Annotated in this window: 18 protein-coding genes; 11 read left to right on the top strand and 7 right to left on the bottom strand. The window is 71.8% G+C overall.

The window, feature by feature from the left end; translation table 11 throughout:
* Nucleotides 1-491 precede the first annotated feature (491 nt).
* The 3 genes from AC07AB_RS08855 to AC07AB_RS08865 all read left to right on the top strand — a co-directional run bounded on the left by AC07AB_RS08855 (nucleotide 492) and on the right by AC07AB_RS08865 (nucleotide 2,074).
* Nucleotides 492-698 carry a peptidoglycan-binding domain-containing protein gene (locus AC07AB_RS08855; RefSeq protein WP_478562351.1) on the top strand — a complete coding sequence of 69 codons (207 nt, stop codon included), beginning with the start codon at nucleotides 492-494 and terminating at the stop codon, nucleotides 696-698.
* 159 nt (nucleotides 699-857) lie between these two features.
* Nucleotides 858-1,067, top strand: coding sequence for a hypothetical protein (locus tag AC07AB_RS08860; RefSeq protein WP_478562354.1), 210 nt, complete (start codon nucleotides 858-860; stop codon nucleotides 1,065-1,067).
* A gap of 341 nt (nucleotides 1,068-1,408) precedes the next feature.
* On the top strand, nucleotides 1,409-2,074 hold the full coding sequence (locus AC07AB_RS08865; protein WP_478562357.1) for an HAD-IA family hydrolase: 666 nt from the start codon (nucleotides 1,409-1,411) through the stop codon (nucleotides 2,072-2,074).
* A gap of 188 nt (nucleotides 2,075-2,262) precedes the next feature.
* Here the strand turns inward: AC07AB_RS08865 and AC07AB_RS08870 are convergent, their stop codons facing one another.
* The gene (locus AC07AB_RS08870) at nucleotides 2,263-2,844 is read right to left on the bottom strand and encodes a TMEM165/GDT1 family protein (protein WP_478562360.1); all 582 of its coding nucleotides are present in this window, start codon (nucleotides 2,842-2,844) and stop codon (nucleotides 2,263-2,265) included.
* 309 nt (nucleotides 2,845-3,153) lie between these two features.
* Nucleotides 3,154-3,966 carry an ABC transporter permease gene (locus AC07AB_RS08875; RefSeq protein WP_478562647.1) on the bottom strand — a complete coding sequence of 271 codons (813 nt, stop codon included), beginning with the start codon at nucleotides 3,964-3,966 and terminating at the stop codon, nucleotides 3,154-3,156.
* A gap of 305 nt (nucleotides 3,967-4,271) precedes the next feature.
* Here AC07AB_RS08875 and AC07AB_RS08880 point away from each other — a divergent pair, with 305 nt between their 5' ends.
* The 5 genes from AC07AB_RS08880 to AC07AB_RS08900 all read left to right on the top strand — a co-directional run bounded on the left by AC07AB_RS08880 (nucleotide 4,272) and on the right by AC07AB_RS08900 (nucleotide 9,093).
* Nucleotides 4,272-4,940, top strand: coding sequence for a GmrSD restriction endonuclease domain-containing protein (locus AC07AB_RS08880; protein ID WP_478562362.1), 669 nt, complete (start codon nucleotides 4,272-4,274; stop codon nucleotides 4,938-4,940).
* 215 nt (nucleotides 4,941-5,155) lie between these two features.
* On the top strand, nucleotides 5,156-6,937 hold the full coding sequence (locus AC07AB_RS08885; RefSeq protein WP_478562364.1) for a DUF7800 domain-containing protein: 1,782 nt from the start codon (nucleotides 5,156-5,158) through the stop codon (nucleotides 6,935-6,937).
* Nucleotides 6,938-7,139: 202 nt separating this feature from the next.
* On the top strand, nucleotides 7,140-7,616 hold the full coding sequence (locus AC07AB_RS08890) for a DoxX family protein (RefSeq protein WP_478562367.1): 477 nt from the start codon (nucleotides 7,140-7,142) through the stop codon (nucleotides 7,614-7,616).
* 267 nt (nucleotides 7,617-7,883) lie between these two features.
* Nucleotides 7,884-8,534, top strand: coding sequence for a DedA family protein (locus AC07AB_RS08895; protein WP_478562370.1), 651 nt, complete (start codon nucleotides 7,884-7,886; stop codon nucleotides 8,532-8,534).
* Nucleotides 8,535-8,580: 46 nt separating this feature from the next.
* Nucleotides 8,581-9,093: a GNAT family N-acetyltransferase gene (locus AC07AB_RS08900; protein ID WP_478562373.1), complete on the top strand. Its 513-nt coding sequence runs from the start codon at nucleotides 8,581-8,583 to the stop codon at nucleotides 9,091-9,093.
* Between the two features lie 213 nt (nucleotides 9,094-9,306).
* Here AC07AB_RS08900 and snpA read toward each other — a convergent pair whose 3' ends face one another.
* Nucleotides 9,307-9,969: a snapalysin gene (snpA, locus tag AC07AB_RS08905; protein WP_478562376.1), complete on the bottom strand. Its 663-nt coding sequence runs from the start codon at nucleotides 9,967-9,969 to the stop codon at nucleotides 9,307-9,309.
* Nucleotides 9,970-10,215: 246 nt separating this feature from the next.
* Here snpA and AC07AB_RS08910 point away from each other — a divergent pair, with 246 nt between their 5' ends.
* Nucleotides 10,216-11,268: a LysR family transcriptional regulator gene (locus AC07AB_RS08910; RefSeq protein WP_478562379.1), complete on the top strand. Its 1,053-nt coding sequence runs from the start codon at nucleotides 10,216-10,218 to the stop codon at nucleotides 11,266-11,268.
* Between the two features lie 66 nt (nucleotides 11,269-11,334).
* Here AC07AB_RS08910 and AC07AB_RS08915 read toward each other — a convergent pair whose 3' ends face one another.
* Nucleotides 11,335-12,132, bottom strand: coding sequence for an NAD(P)H-dependent oxidoreductase (locus tag AC07AB_RS08915; RefSeq protein ID WP_478562381.1), 798 nt, complete (start codon nucleotides 12,130-12,132; stop codon nucleotides 11,335-11,337).
* Nucleotides 12,133-12,295: 163 nt separating this feature from the next.
* On the opposite strand from AC07AB_RS08915, the gene AC07AB_RS08920 reads away from it, so the two are divergent.
* Nucleotides 12,296-13,345 carry a GlxA family transcriptional regulator gene (locus tag AC07AB_RS08920; RefSeq protein ID WP_478562384.1) on the top strand — a complete coding sequence of 350 codons (1,050 nt, stop codon included), beginning with the start codon at nucleotides 12,296-12,298 and terminating at the stop codon, nucleotides 13,343-13,345.
* A gap of 68 nt (nucleotides 13,346-13,413) precedes the next feature.
* Here the strand turns inward: AC07AB_RS08920 and AC07AB_RS08925 are convergent, their stop codons facing one another.
* The 3 genes from AC07AB_RS08925 to AC07AB_RS08935 form a co-directional block, all read right to left on the bottom strand.
* Nucleotides 13,414-13,839: a spore-associated protein A gene (locus tag AC07AB_RS08925; RefSeq protein ID WP_478562650.1), complete on the bottom strand. Its 426-nt coding sequence runs from the start codon at nucleotides 13,837-13,839 to the stop codon at nucleotides 13,414-13,416.
* A gap of 27 nt (nucleotides 13,840-13,866) precedes the next feature.
* Complete coding sequence (locus tag AC07AB_RS08930; protein ID WP_478562653.1) at nucleotides 13,867-14,349, bottom strand: spore-associated protein A; 483 nt, start codon at nucleotides 14,347-14,349, stop codon at nucleotides 13,867-13,869.
* Nucleotides 14,350-14,738: 389 nt separating this feature from the next.
* Complete coding sequence (locus AC07AB_RS08935; RefSeq protein WP_478562387.1) at nucleotides 14,739-14,876, bottom strand: hypothetical protein; 138 nt, start codon at nucleotides 14,874-14,876, stop codon at nucleotides 14,739-14,741.
* A gap of 1,127 nt (nucleotides 14,877-16,003) precedes the next feature.
* Here AC07AB_RS08935 and AC07AB_RS08940 point away from each other — a divergent pair.
* Nucleotides 16,004-16,423, top strand: coding sequence for a hypothetical protein (locus tag AC07AB_RS08940; protein WP_478562390.1), 420 nt, complete (start codon nucleotides 16,004-16,006; stop codon nucleotides 16,421-16,423).
* Nucleotides 16,424-16,545: the final 122 nt, after the last annotated feature.

Raw genomic sequence — 16,545 nt, forward strand, 5'->3', positions numbered from 1 at the left:
CCCCCGGGCCGGGCCGAATCGGACCGGCCGCCGAGCCGGGCGGAAACCCCGCAGCCCACACCGGGAACCGCTCGCCCCACCGGCCGCCCCCGCGCCATCGGCGGCGCCGGCGCCCGACCGCCACGATCGTCACGCTGGCCACCGGGGCCGCTGCGGCCGTCGCCTGCGCCGTCGCGATCAGCACCGGATCGCTGGGCGGGAACCGCGACGACGGCCAAACGCTCTCCCGGGAACGTACGAGCGCGCCGCCTCCCGAGGGGATGCCCGACGAGAACCCGGCGCAGGCGCCGGTATCGGCGCCCGCCGCCCCGCCGCCGCCCCTCCCGGCCGCCCCGCCCCGGGCCCCGGCCGGGCGGGCGTCGCGGGCCGCACCCCCGGCACGCACCCCGGTCCCGAACCTCCCCCGGCCGCCCGCCGCGAGCCCGGCCGCCCCGTCCCCGTTCCACTCCACGCCCCCGCGGCCACCGGCGGTACGTGTGCTGCGGGAGGGGATGCGCGGGTCCGATGTGGCCGACATGCAGCGGCGCCTGACGCGGACCGGCATCTGGTACGAGGGCGGGATCAACGGCTACTTCGGCGCGGACGAACGGCGCGCCGTCGCCGACTTCCAACGGTCCAAGACCATCACCACCGACCCCGCCGGGGTCTACGGCCCCCGGACCCGCTACGCCCTGGAGGCCGAGACGGGCGGCCGGTAGAGCGCCCCGCGGACGATCCACGGCGGCGTGCCGGACCACCGGACCATCCGTCGGGGCTCTGGCCGCCTGCCCGTCGGGGCTCTGGCCGTCCGCCCGTCGGGGCTCCGACCGCCCGTCGGGGCTATGAATTTCGCACCGTTCGCGGCGGAGCGTGGAGACATGAAGAATCCGTGGTTGCTCCTGGCCCTGCCCCTTCTCCCCTTCCTCTTCCTCCTCCGGCTGCTGCTGCGCCGCCGGGCGGCCCTGCCCGGCGGGCGCGGCCCGGGCGGCGCGCCCGGAGCCGGGGTGCGGGAACCGCGCCGACCGCTGCCGACGCCGCCGGCCGCCGCGGTCGGCTTGTCGCACCCCCACGAGCCGGGCACCGCATAGACCGCCAGGCCGCGGACCGGCGGACCGACGGCGATGCCGATGCCGATGCCGATGCCGATGCCGACCGCGGAATACCGGCCTCCGCCCCGCTCGGCGACCCCGCCGACGGAGCCGTGAACTCGTTTTGTATCGTTGAAGAACAAAGTGATCCCGCCTGTTTTCCCTGACCGGCGGGCGGGGTCACTTGTTTCTCCCCTTCTCCCTCCTCCCCCTTCCCCACCCCCTCGCCCCGCGCCCCCGGGGCCGTTTGGCGTGCACGGTCCCACTTTGTATCGTTGAGAAACAAAGCGGCTCGCGCCGAGTGCCCGCCGCATCGCGTCAACCGAGCCCAGGAGTGCAGTATGCGCAGGTCAGAGGAGTTCAACGGGGTCAAGGCCCTACTCCTGGACATGGACGGCACCATCGTCAACTCCGACCCCGTCGTCGAGCGCTGCTGGCACCAGTGGGCCGAGGAGCAGGGGCTCGACCCGGTCGAGGTGATGAAGGTCGTGCACGGCCGGCAGGGCTACGCGACCATGGCCGCGCTCCTCCCCGACCGCCCCATGGAGCTGAACTACGCCGACAACCGCCGGATGCTCGCGCAGGAGACCGCCGATCTGGACGGCGTCGCGCCGGTGCCCGGCGCGCCCGCCTTCATGGCCTCGCTCGCCGAACTGCCGCACGCCCTGGTGACCTCGGCCGACGCCGCGCTCGCCACGGCGCGGATGGGGGCCACGGGGCTGCCGATGCCGCAGGTGCGGATCACGGCGGAGTGCGTCGGCGCGAGCAAGCCGGACCCGGAAGGGTTCCTCAAGGGCGCCGCCGAGCTGGGGTTCACGCCCGCCGAGTGCGTCGTGTTCGAGGACTCCGAGGCCGGCATCGAGGCCGGCCGGGCCGCCGGGATGCGGGTCGTCGGCGTCGGGCCCCGCGCGGCGGCCTTCGCCCCGGACGCGCACGTGACGCACTTGGACCAGGTGCGCGCCGAAGCGCTCCCCGGCGGGGGCATCCGCCTGCGCATCACCGGCTGACGCCGCTTCTCACGTCACGGAATCGAGGCCGGGGGCGGCCCGCCTCCGGAAGGGGCGGCGGGGCGGAGCCGACCTCCGCCACCGCCGCCCCTGTTACGCGCGTCAGCCGCCACCACCGCCGTTGCGCGCGTCAGCCCGCCACCACCCCCATTGCGCGCGTCAGCCCGCCACCGCCCCCATTGCGCGCGTCAGCCCGCCACGGCCTCGTACAGGCTGAAGCCCGCGAGCGCGAGCATCACCAGCGCCGCCACCTTCGTGATCAGCTTCAGCGGTACGTGCTTCATGAGCGTGCGGCCGCCGAGGATCCCCAGCCCCGCCACCGCCCAGAGCGCCAGCACCGCGCCCACGCCGACCGAGACCGGGTCGTCGTAGCGGGCGGCCAGGTTGGCCGTCATGATCTGGGTCAGGTCACCGAACTCCGCGACCAGGATCAGCATGAAGCCCGCCCCGGCCACCTTCCAGAAGCTCTGGTCCACGGGCTTCTTGATCTCTTCCTCGCCGTCGTCCTTCTTCAGCAGCAGCACCGCCGCCCCCGCCAGGAACAGGGCGCCGACGACGCCCTGTACGAGCCGGTGCGGGAGCAGCGTGAGCACGCTGCCCGCCGCGATGGCGAGGGCCACGTGCACGGCGAAGGCGGCGGCGACGCCGACGAAGACGTACGACGCGCGGTAGCGGGTGCCGAGCATGAGCCCGGCGAGTGCGGTTTTGTCCGGCAACTCGGCCAGGAAGACGACGCCGAAGACGAGCGCGGTGATGCTGATGCTGAGCACGGGATGGTTTCCTCGATCGGTCGGGTGTGCCGCACCGAGAGACCTGCGTGATCAGGGGTCGCTTCGGCACGACAGCGTCATGGACACTGCGGCCGAAGGTCTCGCTGGCGGCTGCTCGCGCAGTCGCCTCCGGGCGCCGGCTCAGCCCCTCCGCATTCCGAAGAATGTCAAAGGGCCTGGGCAGTATGTCGACGGTCCGGCGAAGAGCTACTCCCCTTCTGCTCCGAACAGCCTACGCGACCGCCCCACCGCCGGGCACGCCCCGCAGCGGCCCACGAGGCACCGCGTCCGCCACCGGCCCCCGCCCCGTCACCGCCTCGGCCACCGCACCCGCCGACCGCCCCGGCCCCTCTCCCGACCCGCCCCGCCGGCCCCGTCCCGGTGGATCCGGCCCCGCGCGATCAGCTCCAGTACGACCGCCACGGCCACCGCCTGCACCGCCATCAGCGCGACCAGCACGAACAGCTGCACCGCGCCCGCCAGCACCGGTGACGCACCGCCCAGCAGCATCCCGACGAACGCCCCGGGCAGGGTGACCAGCCCCACCGTCCGGGTCTGGTCCAGGCCCGGCAGCAGCGCGTCGGAGGCGGCCGGGCGGGCGATCTCCAGCCGCGCCTCGCGGTCGAGGAGGCCGAGCGCCATGCCCGCCTCCACCTCCCCGCGCCGGGCGTGCAGCTCGTCCAGCGCGCGCCGCCCGCCGAGCACGGTCGCGGTGAGGCCGCCGCCGATGAGGATGCCGGTGATCGGGATGAGCGCGATGCCCTTGACCGGTACGAGCCCGGTCAGCAGCAGCGCGGCGACCACCGGCAGCACCCCCGCCCCGATCGGTACGGCCGTCCACCACCAGGTGCCGTTGTCCGTGACGCGGCGGCCCGAGGTGCGTACCGCGACGAGGAACATCAAAGCGATGAACGCCAGCAGCAGCGGGACGGAGTGGATCACGAAGCCGATGACGTAGGAGACGGCGGCGAGTTGGACGGCGGCGCGCACGCCGGAGGCGGCGATGGCGCGGGCGTAGCCCCGGCCCCGGCCGTCCGAGAGGCGGGCGAGCGCGGTGATGCCCACGGCCGCGACGAGCAGAACGGCCAGCACCGCCCCGAGGGTGGCGTTGACCGGGAGCAGCGCGGCGGACGCGAGGGGCGGGCCGGATGAGTGCGGTGAGGCCAGTGGGTCGAAAGCGGTCAGAGGATCCGAGGAGACCAGCTGAGCCAGTGGGGCAGCGAACACCAGATCAGCGTACGGCCGGACGAGAGCGGCCAACGCGACGGCAGGTGCGGGTGAGTGGTACTGCGTCAGATGGCCCAACCCTCTTGCCTTGACATGATCGCGTCGTCACCCTGTTACTTGGCGCCCACCCCACGGCAACCCGGCGCCGGGATTCTGGCCGTGCCTCAACGGCCAATGCCCCCCACACAGAGGGAGTTCGCATGTCCGGTCCGCGCAATGCCTCCGCCCCCCGCAGCGTCTACGCGCGTCGCATAGCCGTCGCGGGCGGTCTCACCGCCCTGCTCGGCGCGATCGTCCTCAACGGCCCGGCCGCCCAGGCGGACCCGCCCGCCCCGCCGGACGCCGCCACCGCCCGTACGTACCTGGGCGAGCTGACGGTGAAGGCCGAGGGGTCGATGGACGGCTACAGCCGGTCGAAGTTTCCGCACTGGATCACCCAGAGCGGCGCCTGCAACACCCGCGAAGTCGTGCTCAAGCGGGACGGCCAGGATGTCCAGCAGGACTCCAAGTGCGCGGCGGTCAAGGGCACCTGGAAGTCGGCTTACGACGGGGCCAGCTGGACCGCCGCGTCCGATCTGGACATCGACCACATCGTGCCGCTCGCCCAGGCATGGCGCTCCGGCGCGAACTCCTGGACCCAGGCGCAACGCCAGGCGTTCGCCAATGACCTGACCCGGCCGCAGCTGATAGCGGTCACCGACAACGTCAACCAGCAGAAGAGCGACAAGGACCCGGCGCAGTGGATGCCGCCGCTCAACTCCTACGCCTGCACGTACGCCCGTATGTGGGTCACGGTGAAGCACTACTACAAACTCACCGTCGACTCCGCCGAGAAGACCAAGCTCACCTCGATCCTGAACGGCTGCTGATCCGGCTGCCGCCCCGGCTGCTGATCCGGCTGCCGAGTCGGCTTCCGGCCCGGTTGCCGACCGACCACTGACCGACCGCCGGGCCGACTGCCGACGGACCACCGGCCGACTGCCGACAGACTGTCGACGGGCTGCCGACCGGGCCCGGCCCGGCGGGAAACTCACGGCCTCCCTCCGTCGTTCCGTACCGTACGGAACGACGGAGGGAGGCCCGCATGACCGCCGGCCTGCGATTGGGACCGCTGCTTCGGTACATCGACCGGGAAGCGGGCGAGAACGCCACGATCTGGATCGAGGCCGACCGGCCCTGTACGGCGGAGGTGCGCTGCGCGGACGGCGCGGGCGGTTCGGCCCGCAGCTGGCAGTTGGCGGGACACCACTACGCGCTGATCCCGGTCACCGGGCTGCGGCCGGGCACCGAGACGGCCTACCGCGTCCTGCTCAACGGCGAACAGGTGTGGCCGCCGGCCGGCTCGCCCTTCCCGGAGAGCACCATCCGGATGCCGGAGAGCCGGGACGCCACGCTGCGCGTCACGTTCGGCTCCTGCCGGTGGGCGGCGGCGCCGTCCGACAGCGGGCACGACCCGGTCGGCCCCGACGCCCTGGACACGCTGGCCGGCTCCCTCGCCCGCAGCCCCGGAGCCGAACGCCCGGACGTACTGCTGCTCCTGGGCGACCAGGTCTACGCCGACGAGACCTCCGCCGACACCCGCCGCTGGCTGGCGGCGCGCCGCGATCTGGCCGAGCCGCCATGGCACCAGGTGGCGGACTACGAGGAGTACACGCGGCTGTATTACGAGTCCTGGCTGGAACCCGAGATCCGCTGGCTGCTCTCGACCGTCCCCTCCCTGATGATCTTCGATGACCACGACATCATTGATGATTGGAACACCAGCGAGGCGTGGCTGGAGGGGATGCGCGCGACGCCGTGGTGGCAGGAGCGGGTGGTCAGCGGGCTGATGTCGTACTGGGTCCACCAGCACCTGGGCAACCTCTCGCCCGACGAGCTGGCCGCCGACAAGTTGTACGGGGCGGTGTGCGAGGCGCGTGACGGCACGGAGCTGGTACGGGAGTTCGCGTCCCGCGCCGACGCCGACCCCACCGGCGTCCGCTGGAGCTACCGACGCGACTTCGGGCGGGTACGGCTGCTGATGGTCGACACCCGGGGCGCTCGGGTGCTGGACGAGGGCCGCCGGGCCATGCTCGCCCCGACGGAGGCCGAGTGGCTGCGCTCGGCGGCGCTCGACGGCGGCCCCGGCGCGTACGACCATCTCCTGATCGGCTCCTCGCTGCCGTGGCTGCTGCCGCACTTCGTGCACGACGTGGAGGCGTGGAACGCGGCCGTCTGCCGTGGCGAGCGCGGTCCGCGCTGGGCGCGGATCGGCGAGAAGCTGCGCCGGCGGGCGGACTTGGAGCACTGGGCGGCGTTCCCCGCCTCCTTCGACGCGCTCGCCGACCTCATCTCGACGGTGGGCAGCGGGCCCGGCGCGCCCGCCACGATCAGCGTGCTGTCCGGCGACGTGCACCACGCGTACGTGGCCGAGCCGGAGTTCGGCCGCTTTCCGGGCGGGCTGGAGAGCCGGGTGCACCAGCTGACCTGTTCGCCCGTGCACAACAGCATCCCCGCCTCGATACAGCACGGCTTCCGGTTCGGGTGGAGCCGTGCCGGGCGGTGGCTGGGGCGCGGCTTCGCGCGGCATGGGCGGGTGGCGCGGCCGGCGGTGGAGTGGAGCAAGACGGGCGGCCCCTGGTTCGGCAATCAGCTGATGACGCTGACGCTGCGCGGGCGCGGGGCTCGGCTGCGGCTCGATCAGGCGGTCGCGGGCCGAGGCCGAGACCGTGACGGGGGCGATCGGGGCGATCGGGGCGATCGGGGCGGCCAGGGGGGTAAGGGCGGTCGGAGCGGCCGCGTGAGCAAGGGGCTGAAGGGACCGAAGAGGCTGAAGGGGGCCTTGGAGGCGGAGCTGTCGCCGCGCGGGGACCCTTCGCCTCCGTGATCCGGGCGTCGCCCCGGCCCACCGGCCGGAGGGATGGATTCCGTCATACCGGCGGATGTCCACGCGGTGAGGCGGGTGAGGCTGCGGGTGGCCAGTACATCGAATTTGTCTGTACCAAAACAAGAACTTGAACTTGCAAGTAACGATTAGGTCAACCTAACCTGGGTCCCTCGTTTCCGTCCCCGACACGAGGAGATCAGCCATGCCCCCCACCAATGTCGCCCTCAGCGAACGGCTCACCACGGCCAAGCCCTACGTCCTCTCCCTCTTCCGCATCGTCGTCGGGCTCCTCTTCGCCTGCCACGGCGCGGCGGCCCTCTTCGGCATAATCGGCGGCGCGTCCGGCACCGGCGATACCATCACGGCCGGTACCTGGCCAGGCTGGTACGCGTCCGTGATCCAGCTCGTCGGCGGCATCGTGGTGCTCCTCGGCCTCGGCACCAGGACCGCCGCCCTGATCTGCTCCGGCTCCATGGCGTACGCGTACTTCAGCACCCACGCCCCCGACGGCCTGTGGCCGCTGCTCAACGGCGGCGAGGCGTCCGCCATGTTCTGCTGGGCCTTCCTGCTGCTGGTCTTCACCGGCCCCGGCTCCCTCGCCCTGGACCGGGTGCTCGCCCGCACCCGCCAGAGCGCGCCCGCCGCGGCGCAGCAGCGCGAGCCGAGCGCCATCGGCTGACGCGGCTGGCATCCGGACGGCCCGGCTGATCAGCTCACCCCGCTGATCCGGACGGCCCAGTTCCCTCCGCTCATTCCGCTCACCCCGCTCAACGCGCCACCGGGGCCCCGTCCATCGGCCGGGGCCCCGCCCAGCGCCGCGGACCGGCGTCACGCACCCCCGCACCCGTGGCCCGGGCGTCGCAGGCGTACGCTGTACGGCTGTGAAGGCCGCTCCTGCCGCTCCCCTGCGACACCGCGGCGGGGGACCGTACCGGGAGATCAGGACGTGTTGGAGCAGTTGGGGTCATTGGCCGACCCCCCATGGATCTATGTGATCGTCGGCCTGTCCGTACTGCTCGATGTCTTCCTGCCCGTACTGCCCAGCGGCGTCCTGGTGATCACCGCCGCCACGGCGGCCGCCGGATCGACCGCCGCCGACGCGGTCGGCGGCGCCACCCCGGCCCACCCCGCGCACGACGTCTCCACCATGTTCTCCCTGATGCTGTGCGCCGCCACCGCCTCCGTACTCGGCGACCTCGTCGCCTACCGGCTCGCCTGGCGCGGCGGCGCCCGCTTCGACCGCGCCATGGCCCGTTCCCGGCGGCTCGCCGCCGCCCAGGACAAGATCGGCACGGCGCTGTCGCGCGGCGGCGGCCCGCTCGTCGTGCTGGCCCGGTTCGCGCCCGCCGGCCGCTCCGTGGTGAGCATCGGCGCGGGCGTCATGCATCGCGACGTCGCCGAGTTCCTGCCCTGGTCGGCGCTGGCCGGGGTGGTCTGGGCCGCGTACAGCGTGAGCCTCGGCTACTTCGGCGGCCAGTGGCTGGGGGCGACCTGGTTCGGCACGGCGGTCTCGGTGTTCGCCCTCTTCGCGGCGGGCGCGGGCGCCGGCTTCCTGATGCGCCGCCCCCGCGGGCCCCGCGAGAGCCCGGCGCCGTAGCTCGACCCGCGCACGCGGCTGATCGGCCCGGTGGGAGCATGGGCCGATGAGTTCCCCGTGGACCGTCCGCCCCGAAGCCCCCGCGGACATCGAGACCGTACGCCGGATCAACCTCGACGCCTTCGGCAATCCCGGCGAGGCCGACCTGGTCGACGCGCTGCGCACCGACCCCGGCTGGCTGCCGGGGCTCAGCCACGTCGCCGAGACGCCGGAGGGCGAGGTCGTCGCCCACGCCCTGCTGACCCGCTGCCGGGTCGGCGACGCTCCGGCCGTGGCGCTGGCCCCGTGCTCGGTCCTCCCCGCGCGGCAGCGGCAGGGCGCCGGGGACGCCGTCATCCGCTCGCTCCTCGACGCGGCCCGTGCGGCCGGTGAGCGGACCGCGATCGTGCTCGGCCACCCGTCGTACTACCCCAGGTTCGGGTTCGAGCCGGCTTCCCGCTTCGGCATCCTGGCACCGCAGGAGTGGCCGGACGAGGCGTTCATGGCGCTCGGCCTGGACCCGGCGGCGGGACTGCCGGGCGGGATGGTGCGCTACGCGGCGGCGTTCGGCATCGACTGACGGGCGTACGGGCGGGGGGCGTACGGGCGAGGGCGTACGGGCGAGGGCCGGGGCAGGGGCCGACGAGGCAGCGGTCCGACCACAGAGGGCCGGAGCCAACGAGGCAGCGGCCCGGCCGCAGAGGACCGGACCGCTGCCGCGCGTACTACCGGCCGTTCGCCGCTTTCACCACTCTCACGACTCTCACCGCTTTCACCGCTTTCACCGCCACGCTCAGCGGACCGTGCGGAAGGCGTCCTTGGCGTACGGGCTGACGCCGTTGGCCCACAGCTGGTTGACGCGGTTACGCTCCTGGGTGTTGGGCTGCGTGTTCTGGCAGGACGTGCCGGGGCCGCCGCCCGACATCAGCTCGCTGCACGGGCCGGAGTAGTGGTCCGGGAGGCCGAGCACGTGCCCGGTCTCGTGGGCGACCACCCGCACCGAGTTGTACTGCTGGTTCTGTCGGTAGTCGAGGAAGATGAAGCCCCGGCCGTGGCCGTCCGTGCTGGCGTACGAGCCGCGCGCGTCGTTGCCCTCGCGGTACGAGAAGTCGCCGCGACCGCTGCCCGGCCGCAGCTGAACGTTGCGGACCGCGCTGTTCCAGATCTGGGCGCTGCTGGATATCTGCGAGGCGAAGGACGGCGCGCGGCTGGCATCGTAGGTGACTGTCACGACCGCCAGGTTCGGGTTCGCCGCCTTCTTGGCTCTGGCGACCTTCATCACGGCGTCGAAGAACGCCTTGCTGTTGGCCTGGTCCGCAGCCGACCCGGCGTAGGAGGAGGTGGTGCGCTGCTGAGCGGGGTGGTCGGCCGCCGACGCGGCGGTGGGCAGGGCCGTCATCGAGGCGGCCAGGCCCAGTCCGAGCAGCACCGAGAACACGGTCTTGGAACGGGTCATGTGGGGGACTCCATTCGAGCCGGGACTCCCTCGGCCGCTGGTGGGCAACGGCCGGGGGGTACACCGGGGAATTTTTTGGTCCCGCAGAGTGTCTGCCGAGTTCTCGGTGGCGCGGATGATGCCAATGAGCCATAGGCCGATCCAATCCCCCGGCCCGTTCCCTGAGCTGATCTCCTCGCACAAACGTCCTGTTCGCGCGGTTTAAGAGTCTGGTGTGCCCCGCGGGAGCGCCGTTATGCTCCGGCCGTGGAGCTCGATGTGAGGCACCTCCGTGCTCTGTGCGCGATCGCCGACACCGGCAGCGTGCGCAAAGCCGCGCTGCAACTGGGCATGACCCAGCCCTCGCTGACCACGCAGCTCCGACGCATCGAGAAGGCCATCGGCGGCCTGCTGTTCACCCGTGAACAGACGGGCAGCAGACCCACCCCGCTGGGACACTCGGTGCTGTCCCGGGCCCGGCCCATCGTGGCCGAGATGACCGCCCTGGTCACCGCCGCGCGGGACGCGGTCGTGGACGCCGGTGCGGTGCGGCTGCGGATCGGCAGCGTCGGCAGCCGGGCGGTGGCGGGCTGGCTGCGCCGCGTGCACACCCGGTTCCCGGAGATGGACACCACGATCCATATCGACGTCTCCGCGCACACCCTGCTCCAGATGGTCGCGACGAACCAGCTCGACATCGCCTTCGTGCACGAGCCCGAGGGGTTCCCGCTGCGCCTGCCGCCCGGCGTGCAGCAGCGCGTACTGGTCCCCCGCGAGCCCCAGTTCGTCACGCTCTCCGCCACGCACGAGGCGGCGGCGCGGCCGGTGGTGCCGCTGTCGGTGCTGGCCGACGACGCGTGGATGGTCGACCCGACGGCCGACCACGAAGGAGCCGCGATGCGCCGCGTCTTCACGATCGCCGGGCTCGACCCGCGCGTGGTGCACGTCCGCGACAACACCACCGCCGCCGAACTGGCCGCCGCCGGCGAGGCCGTACGCCCCTGCCAGCCCACCTCGCCGCCGTACCGCGGCACCGTGATCCGTCCGCTGTGCGGCGATCCGATGGTGGTCCGGCTGCTGCTGGTGTCGCGAGCGAGATCGTTCGCCGCCACCGAATTCGAGGCCCTGTACGCGGACCTCAAGGCGTCGTACATGGAACTGGCCCGCGCGAACCCCGTCTACCACGAGTGGCTGCTACAGCACGGCAGCCCGCTGCTGGACGCCCCCGAGGACCCGCTGCCCGGCTATCCGGCCCGTATGCGCCGCGCTCTGAGGGGCGACGACGACGCGCGGGGGAGCTTTCAGCCCGCGGATTGCTGAGGGGTGGGGCATTGCCGTCGACTCGCCAACCGCGCGGAGCGGCGTTCGGCTGGCACGCGACGCTCCCTATCCCGCGCCCGAAACCCTGGTGTGCACTTGGACGCCGCTCTGCCCCGGGGCGATTCGGTCGTGCAGCACGAAGTCCTCGTCGTAGTCGCCGTCGTTCTGCTTCCGGAAGGGAATCGGCTCGGTAGTCGGGAGGGCGAGGAGCCGCTCCCGCAGCCCTGCGGCGAGTTCCTTGTACCCGACGTCCGACACCCGGTCCGCGCTGGTGACGAGGAACGGCGGCACGACGGACATGCCGGTGTACCAGAACGTGCCGTGCTGCACGGGGAACAGCAGCTCGTTGATGTCGCCGCTCACCCCGCGCGGCCCGAGATCGGGCGCGGCAGCCCCGGTCGTCACCACGATCATGGCGCGTCGCCCGGCCAGCGCACCGTCCCCGTAGCGCAGGGACCGGCCGGGGGTCTGCGGGTCGGGAATCCCGTACGCGAACCCCTTGACCAAGACGCGGTCGAACCAGCCCTTGAGGATGGCGGGCATGCCGTGCCACCAGAGGGGGAACTGCATGACGACGGTGTCGGCCCAGAGGATCTTCTCCTGCTCGGCGCGGATGTCGTCGCTGAGCTCGCCGGCGAGGTAGGAGCGCTTGCTGTGCCGGGCGACGAGGAGCCGCTCGTCGGCGTCGGTGCGGGAATCCGGTCGGTAGTCGGAGCGGTCGACGACCGGGTTCCAGCCCATGGAGTAGAGATCGGAGAGCCGGCATTCGTGGCCGAGTTCTTCGAGGGCGCGGATGCCGTCGTCGCGCAGGGAGGCGTTGAGCGAGCGCTGTTCGGGGTGGGCGAAGAGCCACAGGACTCTCATGGGTGCCGTCCTCTCAAGATGCGACGCGATCCGGCAGGACCGCGCCTTCGGTGATCCGGTTTCCGACGGTGCGGATTCCGTTGGTGCGGATTCCGTTGGTGCGGTTTCCGTTGGTGCGGTTTCCGATGGTGCGGGGGCGGGCCGGGGCGGATCGAGTGGCCTGATGGCCATGTTGTGTGAGGATCGGGCCATGGCATTCTTTCCGCATCCCGGTCGGCACCGGGTCGCCGTGTTCGTACGCCATGGACTGCTGCCGATGGAGATGGGCATCGTGCACCGGCTGTTCGGCCAGGCCGTGTCGGCCGAGGGGAAACCGCTGTATACGGTCACGACCTGCACGCTCACACCGGGCGCGGTCCGTACGGACACGGACATCACCGTCAACGTCGAACACGGCCCGCGGGCTCTGGCAGAGGCGGACACGGTGGTCCTCCCGGGCTCGGACGAGGACTACGAGGGCCTACGCGCCGGTAGCCTGGGCTCGTCACTGGCGGCAGCCCTGAACCTGATCCGCCCAGGCACCCGGCTGGCATCGATCTGCACGGGCTCGTTCGTGCTGGCGGCGGCCGGGTTCCTGGAGGGGCGCCGCGCGACGACGCACTGGAAGTCGAGCGACCTCTTCCGGCAACTGCATCCGGCCATCGAGTTGGACCCGGACGTTCTGTACACGGATGACGACAACGTCCTCACCTCGGCGGGCGTCGCCTCCGGCATCGACCTGTGCCTGCACATGATCCGCGGCGACCACGGTGCGGCCGTCGCCAACGACGTCGCCCGCAGCACCGTCGTCTCCCCGCACCGCGACGGCGGCCAGGCCCAGTTCATCAGCCGCCCCGTCCCAGAGCCGCAGATCTCCTCCACCGGCGCGGCCCGCGCCTGGGCGCTCCGCCATCTGGACCGGCCGCTGTCCCTGCGCGAACTGGCCGCGAGGGAGTCGATGAGCGTACGGACGTTCACCCGCCGGTTCCGCGAGGAGGCCGGGCTGTCGCCGGGCCAGTGGCTGACCCAGCAGCGCGTGGAGCACGCCCGGCGACTGCTGGAGGAGTCCGAACTACCCGTCGACCGCGTCGCGATGGACGCGGGCTTCGGCACGGCGGCCTCGTTGCGCCAGCACTTCCAGTCTGCGCTGGGTGTCTCGCCGAGCGCGTACCGGTCCACGTTCCGCTGCCCGCCGGAGCGGCCACGGACGAGGGGTCGCAGTGGCGGGCGCTAACGGAGGGGGCGGCCCGAGCGCGGACACGCGGGCAGCCCCCTCCCTATTCACTCAACCTCGGGGCTCACTCAACCTCGGGCAAAACTCCCACAGTTGGAGGCGGTGGTGGTGACGGAGACCCCGTCGATCTCACCGCCCCAGTCCACGCAGGAGCCGCGCGCCGCGAGGTACACCGGCCCGGCGTACGAGCCGTACTGCCCGCCGTCCGCCTCAAGAGACCCGTGCCCGCCGCTCTGGCCGACCCAGGTCCGTACGAAAACGGGCGCACCGGTGGTGTTGCGGATGGTCACCGCACAGTTCTTGCCGGTCGCGGAACTGTAGGTCAGATAGACCATGCCCCGGCTGCCGATGGGCGTGGAATTCACGACGTTGTAGCCCTTGCCGCACACGCCGTTGTAGGCGGCTGATGGAACGGGTGCCGCCGAGGCAGTGGTGGCCGCCATCACCGTGGATACGCTCGCTGCCGCAAATACCACGGCCCCAGCCTTGAGAATCGAAAGCTTCAAGGAACTCTCCCTCTATCAGTGAGCTGTCTTCGCGAACGCGCCGCAGTTGGACTTGTCGACCTCGACGTCCTGGTTCTGGATGGCCCCACCCCAGTTGACGCACCGCCCCTTGGCGGACAGGTACACCGGCCCCGCGTACGTACCGTAGTCGCCGGAGTCCACGACCGGCGTCGACTCTCGGTCCTCCACCAACTGCCCCCAGGCCACCATGCGAACGGGCGCTCCGGCGGTGGTGCGGACGGTGACCACACAGTTCTTGCCGGTGGCGGAGCTGTAGGTCAGAAACACCTTCCCCTTGCTTCCGATCGGCGCGGAATTCACCACGGCGTAGCCGTCGCCGCAGGCCCCGTTATAGGCGGCTTCCGCCTTGACCGGAGCCGCCGAGGCGACAGTGCTCGTCGCCAAGACCCCGAGACTTGCCACCGCAAAGACAGCAGCCCCGGACGCGATACGAATGTGCTTCACGAAACCCTCCCCACTTCGAATGGCGTTGCGCATCACAAGACATGCGGGGAGAGCGGATGGTTGTACCACGCGTCCGAACTGCTTTGATTCGCGGTCGAGTTGCTTACGCACCGCACATCCCGCACAGAACCGCGAGAGGCCCGCCACGACGTCGACCGTCGCTGAGGGACCCGCCACTGATGGGCCGTCACTGAGGCAGGGGGGCGGAACGGCGCGGGGCCCGGCCGGGGGTGGCGCCCGCCATCGCGTAGCGCTCGCCATCGCGTAGCGCCCGCGCGACGCCGAAGACTTCCGGCCTGAGATGTCACCGAAGACTCTGCCGGCCGCGGGGCCGAGTGAAGCCGACGGCCGGGCCGTTCGCCGTTCGCGGGCCTCACGCTCCACCGCACGATCGGCCAGGGGCTCGCTGCGCCCCTGGAGCTCTATTTCCGCAATCTGCCGACGGCCAGGAGCGTCAGCCCGACAAGCGTGACGACCGCCCCCTCCACCATGAGCACCCGCCCTACGTCCACGCCGCCCAGCCAGGCCACAACGAGACCCGCCGCGATCAACACGGCCATCACGATGATGACGACCGCCTGCCTTTTCCTTCCCGGCGACATCAGAAGACCCCCACCAGAAAACCCCTTGAAGAATGCGCATGAAGCGCTCGCCGCAACGAATGGCCGCCGCACCGCAGGGGCGGGAGACAAAGGCATTGGCCTTCGCCGACGGACCGGGCCGAGTCGCCGACATGGATCGAATGCTCAGCCGTCGCCGCGCCTAGCCGCCCGTGAAGGCCCCTCGAATTCGCCTGATCCTTCGCACAGTCCGTCCCTGCGGTCCTCGACGCGAACACCACCGGCGTGCCGGACGCACCGTCGACCGCCGCACTGCCGGGCCGGCGCCCTCGCCGCACTCCTCACGGTACTGACTGCCTTCGCCACCAGCCACGGCACGACGGGGCCAGTGGGACAGCGACAACCGCGCAGCCGACACCACGCGAACAGGCCGCCGCGGCCGTCGAACCAAAGCGACTGCGCGGCGCGGGTCCGACACCAGGTTCACCACACTCAACGGCCGCCTGGAGGTCGCACCGCAACGCAACGCACAACAACCGCGGAGGCCACATATCGCGGACCTGAAGCACCGAGTACCGGCGCTGGCACGCGGCCGGTGGCCGCTGCCGACGACGGGTGACCCAACGGGAGTCGCCGGGTCGGTGACCGCCGTCGTGGCGCTGTCCCAGCGGTAGACCTGCCGGGTGCCTGTGGCCGGGAGAGCAGACATACTGACCCCCTGCGTTCACTCACAAGGAGGTCGCGGCTATCCATGCCTTTACCCCGTATGCCGGACTTCACGGAAGTGGATAGAAACCGCTGTCGGCCCGCATAACGCCGCAGATCGCGGAGGGGTGCTCCCCGCGTATGCGGGGATGGTCCCTCGGTCGAGCGCGCGGCGGGCCCGGAGCGTCAGTGCTCCCCGCGTATACGGGGGTGGTCCCCGGTGATGGTTTGTCAGTGGGCCCCCTTAGGCGTGCTCCCCGCGTATGCGGGGGTTCAACCCCAGAGGCTGGCGGCGCACCCAAGAGGGACAGTGGTCGCGTCAACTCGGCTCCGTTAGACGGGTGTTAGGAGCCCTTCCCGTAGCCGCCCGCGTCGCGGCCCGGCGCGGCCCGCTAGCCGGACTCCTCAGCACCGGCGAACTCGTGACCGACCCCGGAGCCGAGGAAGAACCCGAACCGGATGCCGTGGCTGTAGTGGCCGCCACCGCCCCCGGGGACGCAGCCACCCGAATCGCACGGGTGGGCGACGCCCGCGCCTGGGGCTGGAACGGCACACGGCTCCGCCCGTACTCCACCGACCAGACCATGGGCCAGTTCCTGCGCGTCCACGGCAACATCCCCGCAGACATCGCCGAGCACCACGACGCATGGGTCCGCGCCTCCCTCACCACCGCCGTCGTCGCCACCGTCCGCGAAGCAGGGACTACACCCCTCGGAGGTCGTCGTGACAATCGATGCGTCAATCGTTCTGGCCGCGTTCCTGCGGGCACGGCTCCACGAAGACGAGGCGGGGGCACGGGCGGCCAGCCCTGGTCCGTGGTGCACGAACGAGGAATTGGATGAGGCGACCGCGGTCGACGGCTTCGCACTCTCCGGGCTCAACTCGACGCCACAACTTCGCACATCGCCCGCCATGAACCGATCCGCGTCTCCTCGCCATGGTCGAAGTCAAGCGGCGGATCATC

This window comes from Streptomyces sp. NPDC044033, from assembly GCF_056434425.1.